The organism is Dehalococcoidia bacterium (genome assembly GCA_030018455.1).
Taxonomy (GTDB): Bacteria; Chloroflexota; Dehalococcoidia; order DSTF01; family JALHUB01; genus JASEFU01.
Map to the genome: position 1 here is coordinate 241,896 of JASEFU010000001.1, position 16,762 is coordinate 258,657.

The 16,762-nt window shown below is 65.1% G+C and carries 16 protein-coding genes and 1 tRNA gene; 7 read left to right on the plus strand and 10 right to left on the minus strand.

The genetic code is table 11. The features are described 5' to 3' along the window. Positions 1–200: 200 nt before the first annotated feature. Both QME71_01180 and QME71_01185 read left to right on the plus strand, forming a co-directional pair. Positions 201–1,529: a replication-associated recombination protein A gene (locus QME71_01180; protein ID MDI6856920.1), complete on the plus strand. Its 1,329-nt coding sequence runs from the start codon at positions 201–203 to the stop codon at positions 1,527–1,529. Between the two features lie 123 nt (positions 1,530–1,652). Further along, positions 1,653–2,936, plus strand: coding sequence for a right-handed parallel beta-helix repeat-containing protein (locus QME71_01185; protein ID MDI6856921.1), 1,284 nt, complete (start codon positions 1,653–1,655; stop codon positions 2,934–2,936). A gap of 23 nt (positions 2,937–2,959) precedes the next feature. Here QME71_01185 and QME71_01190 read toward each other — a convergent pair whose 3' ends face one another. From QME71_01190 to QME71_01205, 4 genes are all read right to left on the minus strand, one after another. Continuing rightward, positions 2,960–3,553 (minus strand): CoA pyrophosphatase, encoded by a 594-nt coding sequence (locus tag QME71_01190; protein ID MDI6856922.1) that lies wholly within the window; start codon positions 3,551–3,553, stop codon positions 2,960–2,962. Between the two features lie 16 nt (positions 3,554–3,569). Further along, positions 3,570–3,644 (minus strand) — tRNA-Ile (locus QME71_01195). 63 nt (positions 3,645–3,707) lie between these two features. Continuing rightward, positions 3,708–5,327, minus strand: a complete 1,620-nt coding sequence (locus QME71_01200) for an MDR family MFS transporter (protein ID MDI6856923.1) — start codon at positions 5,325–5,327, stop codon at positions 3,708–3,710. A 76-nt stretch (positions 5,328–5,403) separates the two neighbouring features. Next, positions 5,404–5,889 carry a MarR family transcriptional regulator gene (locus QME71_01205; GenBank protein MDI6856924.1) on the minus strand — a complete coding sequence of 162 codons (486 nt, stop codon included), beginning with the start codon at positions 5,887–5,889 and terminating at the stop codon, positions 5,404–5,406. A 198-nt stretch (positions 5,890–6,087) separates the two neighbouring features. Here QME71_01205 and otsB point away from each other — a divergent pair, with 198 nt between their 5' ends. Both otsB and QME71_01215 read left to right on the plus strand, forming a co-directional pair. Further along, positions 6,088–6,942 carry a trehalose-phosphatase gene (gene otsB, locus QME71_01210; GenBank protein MDI6856925.1) on the plus strand — a complete coding sequence of 285 codons (855 nt, stop codon included), beginning with the start codon at positions 6,088–6,090 and terminating at the stop codon, positions 6,940–6,942. Between the two features lie 122 nt (positions 6,943–7,064). Continuing rightward, positions 7,065–8,609: a trehalose-6-phosphate synthase gene (locus QME71_01215; protein MDI6856926.1), complete on the plus strand. Its 1,545-nt coding sequence runs from the start codon at positions 7,065–7,067 to the stop codon at positions 8,607–8,609. A 2-nt stretch (positions 8,610–8,611) separates the two neighbouring features. Here QME71_01215 and QME71_01220 read toward each other — a convergent pair whose 3' ends face one another. Genes QME71_01220 through QME71_01230 form a run of 3 tightly spaced genes read right to left on the minus strand, consistent with a single transcriptional unit; the run spans position 8,612 to position 9,832 of the window. Next, positions 8,612–9,103 (minus strand): universal stress protein, encoded by a 492-nt coding sequence (locus tag QME71_01220; protein ID MDI6856927.1) that lies wholly within the window; start codon positions 9,101–9,103, stop codon positions 8,612–8,614. 11 nt (positions 9,104–9,114) lie between these two features. Continuing rightward, a complete protein-coding gene (locus tag QME71_01225; protein MDI6856928.1) occupies positions 9,115–9,435 on the minus strand; it encodes a winged helix-turn-helix domain-containing protein in 321 nt (106 codons plus the stop codon). Further along, complete coding sequence (locus QME71_01230; GenBank protein ID MDI6856929.1) at positions 9,389–9,832, minus strand: hypothetical protein; 444 nt, start codon at positions 9,830–9,832, stop codon at positions 9,389–9,391. Before QME71_01230 ends, QME71_01225 begins: the two co-directional genes overlap by 47 nt. Before the next feature lie 190 nt (positions 9,833–10,022). Here QME71_01230 and QME71_01235 point away from each other — a divergent pair, with 190 nt between their 5' ends. Continuing rightward, the gene (locus QME71_01235; protein MDI6856930.1) at positions 10,023–12,317 is read left to right on the plus strand and encodes a sodium-translocating pyrophosphatase; all 2,295 of its coding nucleotides are present in this window, start codon (positions 10,023–10,025) and stop codon (positions 12,315–12,317) included. Positions 12,318–12,395: 78 nt separating this feature from the next. On the opposite strand, the gene QME71_01240 is transcribed toward QME71_01235, so the two are convergent. Next, a complete protein-coding gene (locus tag QME71_01240; GenBank protein MDI6856931.1) occupies positions 12,396–13,055 on the minus strand; it encodes an MBL fold metallo-hydrolase in 660 nt (219 codons plus the stop codon). 374 nt (positions 13,056–13,429) lie between these two features. Between QME71_01240 and QME71_01245 the strand changes: the two genes are divergently transcribed. After that, entirely contained in the window at positions 13,430–14,608 is a 1,179-nt protein-coding gene (locus QME71_01245; protein MDI6856932.1) for an HD domain-containing phosphohydrolase, read from the plus strand. Between the two features lie 3 nt (positions 14,609–14,611). On the opposite strand, the gene QME71_01250 is transcribed toward QME71_01245, so the two are convergent. Together QME71_01250 and QME71_01255 are read right to left on the minus strand one after the other, a co-directional pair. Continuing rightward, positions 14,612–14,956, minus strand: a complete 345-nt coding sequence (locus tag QME71_01250) for a cyclic-di-AMP receptor (GenBank protein ID MDI6856933.1) — start codon at positions 14,954–14,956, stop codon at positions 14,612–14,614. A 42-nt stretch (positions 14,957–14,998) separates the two neighbouring features. Continuing rightward, positions 14,999–15,223, minus strand: coding sequence for a YtxH domain-containing protein (locus QME71_01255; protein ID MDI6856934.1), 225 nt, complete (start codon positions 15,221–15,223; stop codon positions 14,999–15,001). A gap of 218 nt (positions 15,224–15,441) precedes the next feature. Here QME71_01255 and QME71_01260 point away from each other — a divergent pair, with 218 nt between their 5' ends. After that, entirely contained in the window at positions 15,442–16,737 is a 1,296-nt protein-coding gene (locus QME71_01260) for a glycine--tRNA ligase (protein ID MDI6856935.1), read from the plus strand. Positions 16,738–16,762 lie beyond the last annotated feature (25 nt).

Consider the following 16,762-nt stretch of genomic DNA (forward strand, 5'->3'; position numbering starts at 1 on the left):
TGCAGCGCCGCTGGTCTAGAATGGAATTGCGGGAGCAGCAATGGGCGCTTTCGAGCCCTTCGGACGGGCGGGCGCCTGCTTCGGCCCGCCGCGACGCCTGCCGGTCGAAAGGTGACCTACAGGGAACGATGATGCGCCACCAGGACAAGTGAGGTGACGCACACCCCGTGAAACAGCGCAAGAGGCCGCCGAACGGCGAGATGTTCGAGGAGAGCGGACGCGCCCGCATCGAACGGGAGGCGCCGCTGGCCGCCCGCATGCGCCCTCGCAACTTCGAGGAGTTCGTGGGGCAGGAGCACCTTATCGGGGAGGGGCGTCTGCTGCGGCGCCTCATCGACGCCGATCAGGTCCCATCGATGATCTTCTGGGGGCCGCCCGGAAGCGGCAAGACCACCCTCGCCCGCATTATCGCCGCCCTCACGAAGTCGCACTTCGAGCCCATATCGGCTGTCACCGCAGGGGTAGCCGACCTGCGCCGCATCGTGGAGGAGGCGCGCGAGCGCCGTGGCATGTACGGCCGGCGCACCATCCTCTTCATCGACGAGATCCACCGCTTTAACAAGGCCCAGCAGGACGTCGTCCTCCCCCACGTCGAGAACGCGACCGTGACTCTCATCGGCGCCACCACCGAAAACCCGTCGTTTGAGGTCATCGGTCCCCTGCTCTCGCGCTCCCGCGTCTTCACGCTTAACCTGCTTACGCCTCAGCAGATAGAGACGATCCTGCGACGCGCTCTGGAGGATGAGGAGCGGGGCCTCGGAGTCGAGAAGATCGAAGTCGACGACGAGACCGTCGCCGCCCTCGCCGCCAGCACCGGCGGCGACGCCCGGATCGCCCTCAACGCCCTCGAGCTGGCGGTGGCGGCCGCGCCGCGGGGCGCAGGCGGCGTCAAGCAGATCACGCCGCCAATGATCGAGGAGGCGCTGCAACACCGCACCTACCTCTACGACAAGGCGGGCGAGGCACACTACGACACGATCTCCGCCTTCATCAAGTCGCTACGCGGCTCCGACCCCGACGCCGCCCTCTACTGGCTCGCCCGCATGATCGACGCCGGCGAAGACCCCCTCTACATCGTCCGCCGCATGGTCATCCTCGCCGCCGAAGACGTGGGCCTCGCCGACCCGCAGGCGCTGGTGGTCGCGACCGCCTGCCAGCAGGCCGTCCACTTCGTAGGCATGCCTGAGGGCTTCCTGCCGATGGCCGAGTGCGCGATCTACCTCGCGACCGCGCCCAAGAGCAACAGCGCCCTCACGGCGTACCAGCGCGCCGTCGCCGACGCGCGCGAGACCAGGAACGACCCCGTCCCTCTGCACCTGCGCAACGCTGTTACCGGCCTGATGCGCGAACTCGGCTACGGCCGCGGCTACAAGTACGCGCACGACTATCCGGGACATCGTGCGGAGCAGGAGCATTTGCCGCCGCGTTTGAGGGGGCGCCGGTACTACGAGCCGGGAGAGCAGGGCTGGGAGCGGCGCATCCGCGAGGCCTACCAGCGGCTACGACGCGTTGCCGAAGAAAAGCAGTAGGCCCGCCCTTCATCCGCTGTTTCGCACTCTTGCTTGTGCGCCCCTTCTCCTTGACAGAAGGCGTGTCGCTGCAATACCTTTCACCCTTGATTGAACGCTGGCGTAGCTGGAAAGGCCGGGAGGATGCGATCCATAGTTGCGGGGCTGGTGGTGAGCCTTTTCGCGCTTGCCCTGGCGGTAGGATCGAAAACGGAAACGGCGGAGAGCATCACGCTTCCGTGCACGGTCAGACTCGCGCCGGGGGCAAGTGTGGGGAATGCGGTCCGGTCGGCGCGGCCAGGAGAAGTCATCTGCCTCGAACCGGGCTGGCACGTCGGGAAGGGGCTTGTGATCGACTCGTCGAAGCCGGGCCTGACGATCCGCGGCGCCGGAGCGGGCGCCGTCCTCGCCTCCGACGGCTCGATTGACGTGGCCATCGTCGTGAACACCCGCGGCATCGCTTTCGAGAATCTGATCATCGCGGGCGGCGGACCGGCGGGCGTCTACGTTTCCAACTCCCAGGACGTCGCCTTCAGGAACGTCGCTGTCGGGTTTAACGGCATCGGCCTTCACCTCGACTCGGGGACGGCGGCAACTGTCACCGACTCCATCATCGCCGGCAACATCCACGACGGTATTCTCGTCCGCAATGGCTCAAGCGGCACGCTCGCGGGCAATCAGGTGTTCTCGAACGGCGGCGTGGGGGTCTCCGTCGTCGGCCACACCGGCCCTTTAATGGTGAAAGGCAACCAAATCACGAACAACGTTGGCCCCGGCTTCTTCGCCGGTCAGCCGCCGTGCGCACTTCTGCCCGCCGGACAGCTTGCCGCGCCGTCCTGCTACCTGTGGGACCTGCCGGCGTACGTCGGCGGCAGCAACGTCACATTGGAGGACAACGTCGTCCGTGGAAACCGGAGCACGGGGCTCGTCTTTTTCCCCGGAACAACCGGCCTGCTGCGTCGAAACGACGTCTCAGAGAACCTCCTGACTGGGCTCTTCGTATGGGGCGCCAGGGTCGACGCCTATAAGAACGCCTTTGTGAAGAACGAAGAACACGCCATAGAGTACCGCGCCTACCCCGATCCCCTGCACTTCGGCCGCCTTCCCGGCGCTTACCCGCGCAGGGCCACCGGCATCGTGAGCGGTAACACGGTGAAAGAAACGTACCGCTGGGGGAGCATCCTGGGCGGCGGCATCCTATCGCAGGGCGCTGAGATCAAGGTGCGGGACAACGATATCCGGCGCAACGCAGGGATAGCGGTATCGTTCGTGAACCGCGCGAAAGGGGAGATCCGCTCCAACAGCATCCTCCAGAACGGAGGGTCGGCCGTGTGCCTCAGCCCAGATTCCACGGCCTCGGTATCTTCAAACCTGGTCTTCGGCAACCTGGTCAACAAGACAGGCGTGTGCGCGGAGGCCGCGCCCTGAGCCGACGGCGCCGGCGAGCGGAGTCAGTCAGAAGTCCGCAGCAGCTCCAGAAGCTGCCTGAGGATGCGCGCCGTCGCGCCCCAGATAACGTGGTCGCCGAAACGGTAAGAAAGCGCCTCCACCTTCTCGCCGTCGACCTCCTGCGTTTCCCGGATCACGTTCGCCTCGTCCAGTAAGCTGGCGACCGGCACCTCCAGTATCTCCTCCACCTCGTGCTGGGCGTGAACGAAAGGATAGGGGAGCGGCGCCTGAACGGCTCCAACATAGGGGGTGATGACGAAATTGCTGCCGAACGAGACGATGTCGTGCAGCCGGCCGATCGGCTCGACGTGCTCCGGCCGCACCCCCACCTCCTCGAACGTCTCACGGAGGGCTGTGTAGAGAAGATCGGGATCGTCTTCCTCCCGCGAGCCGCCGGGAAAGCATATCTGCCCTTTGTGGTGCTCGACCAGCACCGTCCGCCGGGTGAACAGAAGGCGGGTCTCGCCGTCGACGTCATAGAACAGCAACAGCACGCCGGCGCGAGGACGTCCCTCCGGCGCGATCAGGCGCGGCTGAAGGCGGCTCAGCTTCTCCCTTAGCCGAGGGATAAACGACTGCGACTGCAGGGGAACCATGCTCTGGAATTACGGATGGTGGGCCCGGCAGGATTCGAACCTGCGACCAACCGGTTATGAGCCGGCCGCTCTGCCGCTGAGCTACAGGCCCTCGACACGCATTATACTACAGTCCGACGCGCTTCTGAAGGCCGCGCGGCCGGCTCCGCCCTGCTCAGGTCTCGCCCCCGGCCTCTGCCTCGAGCGCACCAGGCTCGCCCGCCCACGAGTCTGAGGTACCCTTATCCGGAATGGGCGCGCGCTCCGGCGGGGCCTCGTCATGGACGCTGGTCCTCAGCGGCAGCTCCTTCAGAAACAGGCTCACGAAGAACGCGGCAATTGCTACTATCAGCCCCAGGAAGAACACTTCGGCGAGGGCATCGCCGAGGACGCCGCGCATGGATGAAATGGTCTCCTGGAAGAGGCGCGACCCGTCGCTGCCGAGCAGGCCGAACCCCGCCTCGAGCTTCTCCAGTGCCGAAGGGCTGAGCAGGATCTGAGGGTCTTCCAACCGGGCCAGCAGGTCGGCGGGGACACGGTCCTGGACGCCGGAAGGCAGCGCGCCCTTCAGGTTGTCGTGCACGTGCGTCGACATCAGCGTCCCAAAGACGGCGATGCCGACGGTGCCGCCGATCGAGCGGAAGAAGAGGACGCTGGACGTGGCAATGCCCAGGAAACGGTACGGCAGCGAGTTCTGGACAGCCAGATTGATGAGGGGAAGCGAAACCCCTAGCCCGGCCCCGATGATGATCATGTTCCGCACCGCTGCCGAATGAGGAGTCCCGGCGCCCATCTGTGACATGAACCACATCCCGACCACAAGTACGACGCCAGCCAGAATGACGAGCATCTTGTAGCGCCCCAGGCGCGTCACCGCCTGGCCGGAGAGAAAGCTCCCCGCGACCACGCCTACCATCATGGGGATCATCACCATGCCGGAGTTGGTGGCGGAATCGCCGAGCACGCCCTGCATGAACAACGGCATGAATGTCATCGCCCCGAACATGCCCATGCCCGTGAAAAGGGCGATCGCCGAGGCGACGACAAATATGCGGTCCTGGAACATCATGAGCGGCATGATCGGCTCGTCGGCAGCCTGCTCCACGCGGATGAAGGCCACCAGCATCGCGGCGGAGGCCACCAGCAAGCCGATGATCTGCGGCGACGCCCAGGGGTAGACATCGCCCGCCCATACCATCGCGAAAAGGAGCGGGACGATCGCCGCCGCGAGGACGCCGCTGCCCAGGTAGTCTATTCGGCGTTCTCCGGCAAGGCCGCGCTGCCAGGGGAACCCGATCCAGAGCACAACCAGCGCGAGGAGGCCGAAGGGCACGTTGACGAAGAAGACCGACCGCCATGTCAGGTGATCGGTAAGGTAGCCGCCGAACGTGGGGCCGATGACGCTCGCAAACCCGAAAACCGCTCCGAAGAGCCCCTGGTACTTCCCTCTCTCAGAAGGCGGAAAGAGATCGCCGATGATGCTGAACGCGTTGCCCATCATCATGCCGCCGCCGATCCCCTGGATGCCCCGGAAGACGATGAGCTGGGTGATGTTTTGCGAGACGCCGCAGAGTATGGAGCTGAACATGAATATCGCTATGCCCGTCATGTAGAAGGGCTTCCGCCCGTAGATATCGGAGAGGCGGCCCGCGAGCAGGATCACCGTTGTCGAGGTGAGCATCGTCGAGGTGAGGACCCAGCTATAGACGTTTAGGCCGCCCAGCTCGCCGACAACGCGTGGCAAAGCGGTGCTGACGACCGTCTGATTCATGGCAGAAAAGAATAGGCCGAGCATTGTGCCGGCCAGGACCAACGCTTTCGCGCGGCCGCTCAACTCATGAAGAGGGGCTGCTCCTGCCTGCAACCGTCCCTCACGCTCCAGTCTGCTGCTTCGATTCCCGCCCGAACTCCCCTGCCGTCTGCACCGCCTCAGCCGCGTCCCAGAACTCCTGCAGCAGTTCCGTCAGCTTTCTGACGTGGTCGGGCGGCAGCCTGCCCAGCACTTCCTTCAAGAACGCCCGGCCCACCGTCTCCAGCTCGTTGGTGATGCGGCGCCCTTCGTCCGTGAGGCGCAGCCGCACCAACCGCCGGTCGCACGGGTCCTCCTCCCTCGTGACGAGCCCTTGCTTCACCAGACGGTCGGTAAGGCCGGTCATTGTCGGCGGCGTCACGTGCATGCGCTCCGCGAGGGCGCCGGGAGTGGCATCGCGCTGGTTCGCGAGTATGAACATTATGCGCAACTGGGGCGTAGTAAGGTTCCGGTCGTCCCAGAAGCGGAGGCGCAGGGGATCGATTATTGACAGCGAGCGCACGTAGGCGCGCACCGCTTCTTCCAGGAGACCGTCGTTATGCTTCATGGATAGATTATACGGGAGAACGAAATCTTTAGCCAGAGGTTAACTATTCCGCCGTTTGTTGACAGGGCCGGGGCCCGTAGCTAGAATTCGGCGGGCGGCCGAGAGGTTGCGGGCCCGCCGGGCGCTGCGCTCCGTCCGCCTCCCGTCCGGCGGCGATGCCCCCGGGCTCCTTCCTGCTCTGTGAGGTGACTGAAGCCCATGATTCCGGAACGAGAAGACGCGCGACAGATCGGAGAGGCCGGCCGGGCTTCCCTGGACGCCGAGCACCTGGAAAGGGCGCTCGCCGCCTTGAGGGCGAGGCCCTCAGGCATATTTGTCGACGTCGACGGCACGCTCAGCCCCATCGTCTCCATCCCGGAGGAGGCGCAGGTGCTGCCCGCCAGTCGGCGGGCGCTGCGAGACCTGGCGTCGCTGACCGACCTCGTCGTCATTGTCTCCGGGCGACGCGTGGTCGACGCGCGCCGCATGGTCGGCCTTGACGACATTGTGTACTTCGGCAATCACGGACTGGAGAAATGGGACCCGGCTGAGGGCTATCAGAGCCGGGCCGGGCAGTACCGGACGCGCGTCCTGCGGGCGCTCGCCGTGCTGGAGCGACGCCTCGCCTCGCTCCCGGGCGTCCGGCTGGAGAACAAGGACACGGTGGTCTCCATCCACTACCGTCTGGCCGCCGACCCGGCGGAGGCGCGAAGAGAGATACTTAGAACGGCCGCGCAAATTGCCGACGAGTCGGCTCTGACGGTGACCGAGGGGAAGAAAGTGGTCGAGCTGCGACCCCCTCTAAGTATCGACAAGGGCACAACGCTGGAGACGGCGGTACGGGAGAACCGCCTGCGCGGCGTCCTCTGCCTGGGCGACGACCTGACCGATGTAAGCGCGTTCCGGGCCCTGCGAAGACTGCGAGAGCAGGGCGCAGTCGAGGGTCTCGCCATTGGCGTGGGAGGAAAGGAGACGCCGGCCGAGCTATCGGAAATGGCTGATGCGCTGCTGGACGGCCCCCGCGAGGTGGCGACATTCCTGCAACAACTGGCGAGGGCCCTGGAACGCAGGTAGGGGCAAAGGATGGCCTCGCAGATGCCGACAATCAATCAGTTTGCTTTCGTCTTCCGATGCCATATCAGCATGCCCATGTCACGAGAGACTACTGTCGAGCACGAGAAGGAACGACGCTGACCGTGCAGGAGATACCGACGCTTTCTCACACGATGCCTAGGCCCGCACCCGAGCGAAGTTCGCGCCGGCTGGTGGTGGCGAGTCACCGGGGGCCTATCGAGTACTACCGCGACCGGTCGCGTCACTTGCGGGCGCGGCACGGCAGCGGCGGCCTGGTGACGGCGCTGACCGGCCTCGCGCCCCTCGTCGACCTGTCGTGGGTCGCCGCCGCGATGACGGAGGCCGACCGTGAGGTGGCGGCGCGCCACGGAGCGCGTGCGCGCGTCTCCCTGGGGACAGGCAAGTGCTGGCTCCGTTTCGTCACCATTCCTGAAGAGACGTACGACCTCCACTACAGCATCGTGAGCAATCCCATACTCTGGTTCGTCCAGCACTCCCTCTGTGACGAGTTCAGGTCGCCGGAAATGCAGAGACAACTGCCGCGCGCCTGGGAAGAGGGCTATCTTCCCGTGAACCGTCTGTTCGCGCAGGCGGTGGCGAAAGAGCTTCAAGGATCGCAGTCGTCTCCCTTCGTGATGGTCCAAGACTATCACCTCTACATGTGCTCCTCCTATCTCCGCGCGCTCTCGCCGTCTGCCGTGGTCCAGCACTTCGTCCACATCCCCTGGCCGGCGCCGGCGGTGTGGGCCGAGATGCCCCGCGAGTACGTGGCCTCCATCTGTCGCAGCCTCCTCGAAGCGGACGTCGTCGGCTTCCAGACGCGAACAGATGCGCACAACTTCCTGGCGACGTGCCACCGCTTCCTAGGCTCCGCCCTCATCGATTTCGATCGCTCTCGCGCCCGCGTCAAGGGCCGGCGCACGCGCGTCAAGAGTTACCCTATTTCGGTCGACGTTTTGGGGTTGAGACAGAGGATGAGATCGCCTGAGGTCGCCGCCTATCGCAAGCGCCTTGCCGGCCTTCGCGCCAGGCACACCATTGTCAAGGTCGACCGCCTCGATCCCATCAAAGACATAGCCACAGGTCTCGAAGCATTCGACCTCCTGCTCCGGCAACACCCCGAGCTCATCGGTGAGATCAAAATGTTGGCCTTCCTCGTCCCCTCGCGCGAGACGGTCCCCCAGTACGAGAAGTACGCCGACGACGTCCGCCGGCGGGTGGCCGAGATCAACGCCCGGTACGGCAACGCGGAGTGGCGTCCGATCGAGGCTTTCGAGGAGAACAACTACCCGCAGGCGCTGGCGGGAATGAGCCTTTACGACGTGCTGCTGGTCAACTCCGTCGCCGATGGCATGAATTTGGTCTCCAAGGAGGGGCCGGTCGTCAACCAGAGGGACGGAGTGCTCGTGCTATCGCGAGGCGCGGGCTCCTACGCCGAGCTCCGCTCAGGGGCGCTGGGCGTGGAGCCGAGGGATGTCGAGGGAACGGCGAAGGCGCTGTGGCAGGCACTAAACATGCCCGCGGAAGAGAAGCGGGAGAGGGCGCGCCGCCTGCGGAACGCCGTCGAGAGGCACGACCTCCGCGCATGGTTGCGCGACCAGCTGCAGGACCTCGAGGAGATCGCTTCCCAACGGGAAACGGTCGCTGCGGCCGGGCAGGCAGGCTAAGATCAAGACTTTCCTTTCCCGGAACGTATGACGAGCACGGGCCCCGGCGCCTGCCGGATCACCCTATCGGCGACGCTGCCCATCACCGCGCGGACGAGGCCGCTCCGGCCGTGAGTGGCGATAGCTACCAGGCCCATCTGCTCCTCTTTCGCATAGCGCACAATCTCCGCGCCGGCGTCGCCCTGGGCCGTCACTGTGTGAACATTCGACAGGCCCGCGTTCATCAGGCGCGTCCGCACGCCCGAGAGGTATCTGCGCGCGGCCCGCGCCCGGTTCCGCACTTCCCGCTGCGCGATCTCCACGCCGGCCTGCGCCCCTGACGGCGCAATATCGACGGTGCCCGGCACGGTCTCGCGCCATATCTGATAGAAGGCAGGAACCACCCGCATGACGACGACCTTCGCCTCATAGCGCTTCGCCAGGTCGATGGCGTACGGTAGCACGGCTTCGGCGCGGCGGGAGCCGTCGAGAGGGACAAGGATCGAATCGTACATCTCTTTCTCCTTCACGAATCCCGAGACGGCCTGTCGGCAAGACGGTAACCCCGGCGGGCGACGGTCTGCAACAGGAAGGCCTTGTCACCCAGTGTCTCCATTTTGCGCCGCAGGTTCGACACGTGCGCCCTCACGATGTCCGGCCCACCGGTGCCCGGGAGAAACCCCCAGACGTTCTCCAGCAACGCGCTCACAGAGACCGCCTCGTCCGGCCGCTCCATCAAGTAGGTGAAAAGCCGGAACTCAGTCGGCGTGAGCCTGACGCTCGCGCCGTCGGCCCACAGTTCATAGCGCTCGCAGTCGGCGATGAACGCCCCCGAACGCGACTTCACGAATCGCCGCGAGGCGCGTTCGCGTTTCGTCGCGGCGCGCAAGAGAGAGGTCACCTTCTGTTGCAGTTCTGCGCCGTCGCGGCCTGAAGACGACGCCGTCAATTCCCGGCCGGAAGCGTCCCAGCGGCTTCACCCAGCGCATCGCCGGCGGCACGAGGAAGAGCACAGGGACGCGCGACCGCTCGCGGCCGGACTGCAGCCAGCCCCAGAAGTCCTCCAGGTCGCTGTCGCAACCGGTGGAGTCGAGGAAGATGACGTCGACGTCGAGCGTCGCCAACGAGCGCATCGCGGCAGCCGCGTCCGTCGCCTCAACGACCGCATGACCCGAAGGCGTCAGGGCCTGCCGGCAGAGATCGGCGACCGCGCGATCAGCGGTTATTGCCAGAACGAGCGCCATCCTCCCTCACCGCAACGCCGCAGGGCATACCTGCTACCGGTCTTATATATCGCTGCGCCCGGTTGCCGCAACCGGCGGCACAACCCTAATTCCCTTGCCCACCAAACCGCCCTTTGTTACACTTTTCGTTTGGCGAGAGGCAAGCCGGTGGAGAGAAACAGCAACCCGGACTTCTAGAGGAGCGGACGTAATGACTCTCATATGGATCGTGCCTGTGGTGGGCGTGGCCACCCTGCTGTTCGCCATGGGCCTTATTTGGGACGTATTGAGAAGGGATACCGGCACTCCCGAGATGCAGGAGATCGCAGGCACGATCTTCGAAGGCGCGATGGCGTTCCTGCGCCGCCAGTACCGGACGATCGCGATGCTTTCGGTGGTGACGGCCGTCATTATCGGCGTCATCGTCGGCTACTTCGACGAGGACGTGGAGATAGGGGTGCTGACCGGCATCGCTTTCATGTTCGGCGCCGCATGCTCCGCCATCGCGGGCTTCATCGGGATGTACGTATCGGTGAAATCGAATGGCCGCTGCGCGTCGGCCGCCACCCGCAGCCTTCGCGAGGCGATCGACGTATCGCTTCGGGGCGGCGCAGTCTCCGGCTTCCTGGTAGTCGCGCTGAGCCTCATCGGCGTAGCGACGGTCTTCGGTATCTACAGCCGGTTGCTCGATAACCCCATTGACGACACGCCGTTCCTGATCGTCGGGTTCGGCTTCGGGGCCAGCTTCGTCGCCCTCTTCGCGCAGCTCGGCGGCGGGATCTACACCAAGGCCGCCGACGTCGGGGCCGATCTCGTCGGCAAGGTCGAGGCGGGCATACCGGAGGACGACCCCCGCAACGCCGCCGTCATCGCCGACCTCGTGGGCGACAACGTGGGCGACTGCGCCGGCCGTGGCGCCGACCTCTTCGAATCGACGGCGGCGGAGAACATCGGCGCCATGATCCTCGGTGTGGCGATCTACAGGATTACCGGCGACGCCGACTGGATACTCTTCCCGCTGGTAATACGTGCCTTCGGTCTCATCGCGACGGGGATCGGCATCCTCAGCGTCCCGCTGTTCACGCGCGAGAAGCAGGACCCGATGACCCCGCTCAACTACGGCTACTACGTTATAACGGCCCTTTCAATCGTCTTTATGGCCCTCATCACCAATCTGATGATGGGCGACAAGTGGCACTGGTTCTTCTTCTGCGGCCTCGTCGGCATAGCGACAAGCGTCCTCTTCGTGTACATCACGCAGTACTACACCTCCGGACGCTGGCGGCCGGTGCGGGAGATCGCCGACGCATCGAGGACCGGCCCGGCGACGAACATCATCGTGGGGACAGCCGTGGGATTCGAGACCACCTTCACCACCGCCGTTGCCATCGGCACGGCGCTCGTGGTGTCGTTCATTCTCGGCCAGCACTCCGATTTGCCGAACGGCGGCGTGTTCGGGACGGCGGTGGCCACGATGGGCATGCTCATGTCCGCCGCGTATATCCTCTCCATGGACACCTTCGGCCCCATCACGGACAACGCCAACGGCATCATTGAGATGGCGGGGGCCCCGCCGGAGGCGCGTGAGATAACAGACGCGATGGACGCCGTAGGCAACACCACCAAGGCTCTCACCAAGGGCTACGCCATGGCCTCTGCCGGGCTGGCGGCGTTCCTGCTGTTCAGCGCCTTCCTCGACAAAGTGAAGGAGCACTTCGCCGAAGACGAGGGATCGATCTGGTTCAACCAACCGCTGGAAGATATCCCGTTCCCCGTGGATATCTCCGGTGTGGCGCCCTTCGTGGCTGCCCTTCTGGGGGTAATGCTCGTCTTCCTCTTCAGCTCGCTGGCGATAAGGGCCGTTGGACAGGCAGCGAGCAAGATCATCGAGGAGGTGCGGCGGCAGTTCCGCGAAGACCCCGGCATCATGGCCGGTACGTCGCGGCCCAACTATGGGCGTGCGGTCGACATCACGACGGCCGCTGCCCTGCGGGGGATGATGGCGCCCGGTCTACTCGTTGTGGGGGCGCCCGTCCTCGTCGGCGTTATCTTTCGCCTGCTCCACCAGTCCGACCTGCTGAAAGCGGTGGTGCCGGTTGAGGACGCCGTGGGCGCGGGCGGGCCGGAGTCGGTGGCCGCCCTGCTCATGGTGGGCACGATCGGCGGCGTGATCCTGGCCACTTTCATGAACAACGTCGGCGGCGCCTGGGACAACGCCAAGAAGTATATCGAGGCGGGGCTGCTGAAGGTGCCCGCCGAGCAGGCGCTGGGCGGCGCCTCCGGCTCGTCCCCATCAACGCCGTCGCTGAGCGGCGTGGAAGACCCGCCGGATGCTTCGTCCGGCTATGTCACGCTCGGCAAGGGCACCGACGCGCACAAAGCGGCCGTCGTCGGCGACACGGTGGGCGACCCCTTTAAGGACACGGCAGGGCCGTCACTGCACGTGCTCGTGAAGCTGCTGAGCACGGTCACTCTGGTGCTCGCGCCGCTGTTCATCTCTTCCTAGGGCTTTCGATTCCAGAAAGAGGGCCGGGCTTCAAGCCCGGCCCTCTTCTTTTCGCCTCGCCCCGGCAGCCCGAGGGGGTCAGTCAACATCGATGCCCATATAGACGCGCGGGTAAAGGAGGTACGGGTTGTGCTGCTTCTCCTGCCCTATTGTGCTCGTCGGGCCGTGCCCGGCGAGGACAACCGTCTCATCCGGCAGCGTCAGCAGCTTGTCACGGATATTCTTGTAAAGAAGCTTCCCATCGCCGCCCGGCAGATCGAAGCGGCCGATCCCTCCCTGGAATAGAGCATCGCCGGTGAAGACTACGCCTTCCCCGTACAGACAGATGTGCCCAAAGGCATGACCGGGGCAAAAGAGCGCCTTGAACCGCAGATCCCCTATCGAGAGCTCGTCGCCGTCTTCCAGGAAGGTGTCCGGTTCGGGGATGGGGCCGCCGCCGCGGCCGCCGAGCAGCATGCGCGTGAGCGCGGACTGGCCGTGGTAGGAGTCGAAGGCCTCCCGGTGCATCGCGACGGATGCTCCCGTCCCCTCCCGGACGGCGCCCAGCGCTGCGACGTGGTCGATGTGCGTGTGAGTGCAGACTATCGTCTCGATCGTCAGGTCGAGCCGCTTCACGGTGTCGAGGATGCGCCCGGCCTCGTCGCCGGGGTCGACGATCAGGCCTTTGCGCGTCTTTTCGCAGCCGACGACGTAGCAGTTCCCCTGGAACATGCCGGTAACCAGGCCTTCGAGAATCATATCCCTGCCTCCTGGCCCTTATTCTGCATGGTCGCCAGTTCGGGCACAAGGTTGCGTCGCCGCCCGCCGACCGACCGTTCGGTCTGCGGATGTCCTGGGGAGGGCCGATATTCAGATTAGGGGCAGTGCAGCGAACAGCGCTGCCACCGAACCGACTCCAACGCCTCACAGAGGGTTTTCGATTGGCACCAAAGAGATCACCTGCGGGTGAGGAAGGAATCTCCCCCAGAACAGCGAACCACCCAGACCTAGCAGCGGTACAGGGAACACTCGAAACAGCGGCTCTGCCCGCGATAAGCGCAGCCGAAGTCGTTGGTGCGCTGAGTGAGGGGCTCGACCTGGCGGAGGGCCGGCAGGCGGGCCATGCGAAGCGCGTGTGCTACGTGGCAATGAGCGTCGCGCGGGCGCTGGGCCTCCGGGAAAAGGAACAGCTTCATCTCTACTACGCCGCCCTCCTTCACGACGTGGGGGTGCCGGCCGCATCAGCCGGTCTATCGCAGCTCATCGGCCTGAACGAAGACGCCCTCTTCTCAGCTTCCCCGAAAAAATCGCCGGAAGAGCTGGCGGCGGAGTGTCCTTCCGTCCTGCCTGAGACGATAATAGGCGCTTTTCACCGGCACTGTGCCCTGGGCGAACAGGCCGCGCTCTCCCTCGGCCTCGCGAAAGAGACGGCGGAGGCCGTGTCGAACAGTCACGAGCATTGGGACGGCAGCGGCTATCCTGACGGGCTGGCGGCGAAAGACATTCCCCTGACGGCGAGGATCGTCGCACTCGCGGACTGGACGGAGTCGGTGATAAACGACCAGAGCAACTCGCTCGTTGCCCGCCGAAACACAGTCGCTGAGTTGAACGCCGTGTGCGAGACCGTGCTCGACCCCGCCCTCGTGGAGTGCATTGCGGAAATCTGCCGAAGCGACAGTTTCTGGCTGGGCCTGTACAGCGACGATCTGCCGCGGGCACTCCTGCGGATGAAGCCAAGCGAGAACGGCAGGCCCAGGCGCAACCCCGGAATTCTCGCGCTCGCGGAGGGGATGGCGAGGATAATCGATTCCAAGAGTCCATACACCGAGGGGAAGTCGCTACAGGTAGCCGAACTTGCCCAGCGCCTGGCGGAGGCCGTAGGGCTTCAGCCCGGACACGCGCTCCTGATCCGTATCGCAGCGCTCCTTCAGGACATCGGCCAGCTGGGGGTCCCCGCCCGCATTCTCGGGAAGCCGGAGATTCTGACGCTGACAGAGATGCAACTCATGCAAAAGCATGCCGGCTACTCCCGGCTGATACTGGAAGGCATGCCCGGGTTCGAAGAAGCGGCGCTCTGGGCAGGGGCGCATCACGAGCGGCCCGACGGCAAGGGCTACCCGGAAATGCTGGAGAACGATCTCATCCCTCTCGAGTCGAAGATAATCGCCGTCGCCAACGTATATGTGGCTTTGACCTCTGAGCGGCCCTACAGGGGTGCGCTCAGCCAAAGAGACGCCCTGAAGATCATGAGGGGCGCCGCGGGCACGCAGCTCGACGCCAATCTGGTGCGGGTGCTGCCGTCGATCGTCTGAGGGTCAGGTCTTCTCGAACCGCTCCACGTTTAGCACAAAGACGATGGCGCCGCTCACGCGGACCGGCATGGGGTCGGCGAAGACGCCCCCCTCGCCAAGAAACGGCAGGTTGCGCACTGCCACGTACTCCTCGTGGGCGTGGCACTCCTCCCTGACGAGCGCGAGCAGGGAATCGACCTCCCCCTCTTCAACGCCGGAGAAAATGGTCACGCTGCCCCGTCGCAGGAAGCCGCCGCTGCTGCCGAGTTTGGTGGCGGGGTAGCCACGCTCCACAAGCCGTCTGATGAGGCGGTCAGCGTCCTGATCGGACACGATCATTACGACAAGCTTGAGGTCGTTCTTCGCCAAACAGCCCGCCTCCCGCCAGGCATTTCGTCCCGCTTGCGACGGCTACTCGAACTCTTCCATCGCCTCCTGGGCCATGGACTGCGCCTTCTGGGCCCGCTCGCGCATTCGCTCCATGACCTTGGCGCGCGTTTCCGCGCCGGGCTGGGGCGCGAGCGCCAGCGCAACAGAGGCGCCGATCAGGAAACCAAGGAGAAAGCCGAAGAAGAACCGCACTGCAATCACCCCCTTGCCCACTACCTGACGTCCTGAAAACAAGAGCGGAGGCACCGGCCTTCCCTGCCTTGCCTCGCGCAACGTTGTCGGCCGCTGTCAAGAGGTTCGGTTCCTAGTCAAATGCTAACAACCCCTTCCGAACCCTGTCAATAAGGGCGGCCCTCTTTTTCGGCGAACGCCGCGCTTTGACTTTGCCCCGCAAAGCTGCTAGCTTGAAAAGTCGAAAATTCCACGAGAGGCATACGGTGACCGAACTGAGACAACGGCCCGACATGGACGAGATCGTCTCTCTGTGCAAGAGACGGGGGTTCATCTTTCGGAGCAGCGAGATATACGGCGGCCTGGCGGGAGCGTGGGACTACGGACCGCTGGGCGTCGAGATGAAGAACAACATCAAGCGCGCGTGGTGGAAGTCCGTGGTGCAGGAGCGCGACGACATGGTGGGGATGGACGCGGCGATCCTGATGCACCCGCGCGTGTGGGAGGCGAGCGGCCACGTGGAGACGTTCGCCGACCCGATGGTGGACTGCCGCAATTGCCAGTCGCGGCTGCGGGCGGACGAGATCGAGGGGGATACGTGTCCGGTGTGCGGCGTCGTCGGGCAGTTCACGGAGCCGCGGATGTTCAACCTGCTGCTGCGGACGTTCGTCGGGCCGGTAGAGGAAGAGGCGTCGGTGGTCTATCTGAGGCCGGAGACGGCGCAGGGGATGTTCGTGAACTTCGGCAACGTGCTGGCGACGACGCGGCGCAAGCTGCCGTTCGGGATGGCGCAGATCGGGAAGTCGTTCCGCAACGAGGTTACACCGCGCCACTTCGTCTTCCGGACGCGTGAGTTCGAGCAGATGGAGATCGAGTACTTTGTGCGGCCGGAGGAGGCGCCACGCTGGCACGAGTACTGGATGGAGGAGCGGCTCCGCTGGTACCTCGACCTGGGCATCCGGCGGGAGAACCTGCGTCTGAAGGCGCACGCGCCGGAGGAGCTGGCGCACTACGCCGCCGCCTGCTCCGACGTGGAGTATAACTTCCCGATGGGCTGGCTGGAGCTTGAGGGAATCGCCAACCGGACGGACTACGACCTGAAACGTCACAGCGAGTTCAGCGGCGAGAGCCTCACGTACTTTGACGAGGAGAAGGGCGAGCACATCTTCCCCCATATCATCGAGCCGTCGGCGGGGGTGGACCGGCCGCTGCTGGCGTTCATCGTCGACGCGTACGATGAGGAGGAGGTGCGCGGCGAACGCCGGGTGCTGCTGCGGCTGCATCCGCGGCTGGCACCGGTGAAGGTGGCGGTGCTGCCGCTGAGCCGCAACGAGAAGCTGGTGCCGACGGCGCGCGAGGTGTGGTCGCTGCTGAGGCCGCATTTCATGACGCAGTACGACGATGCGCAGAGCATCGGGCGGCGGTACCGTCGTCAGGACGAGATCGGGACGCCGTACTGCGTGACGGTGGACTTCGATACGCTGGAGGACCGGGCGGTGACGATCCGTGAGCGGGACTCGATGGACCAGGTGCGGGTGCCGATCTCGGGTCTGGTGGAGGCGCTGAAGGAGCGGCTGCCCGTCTGCTAGCGACCGTCGCCCCCCGCCCGTCCCG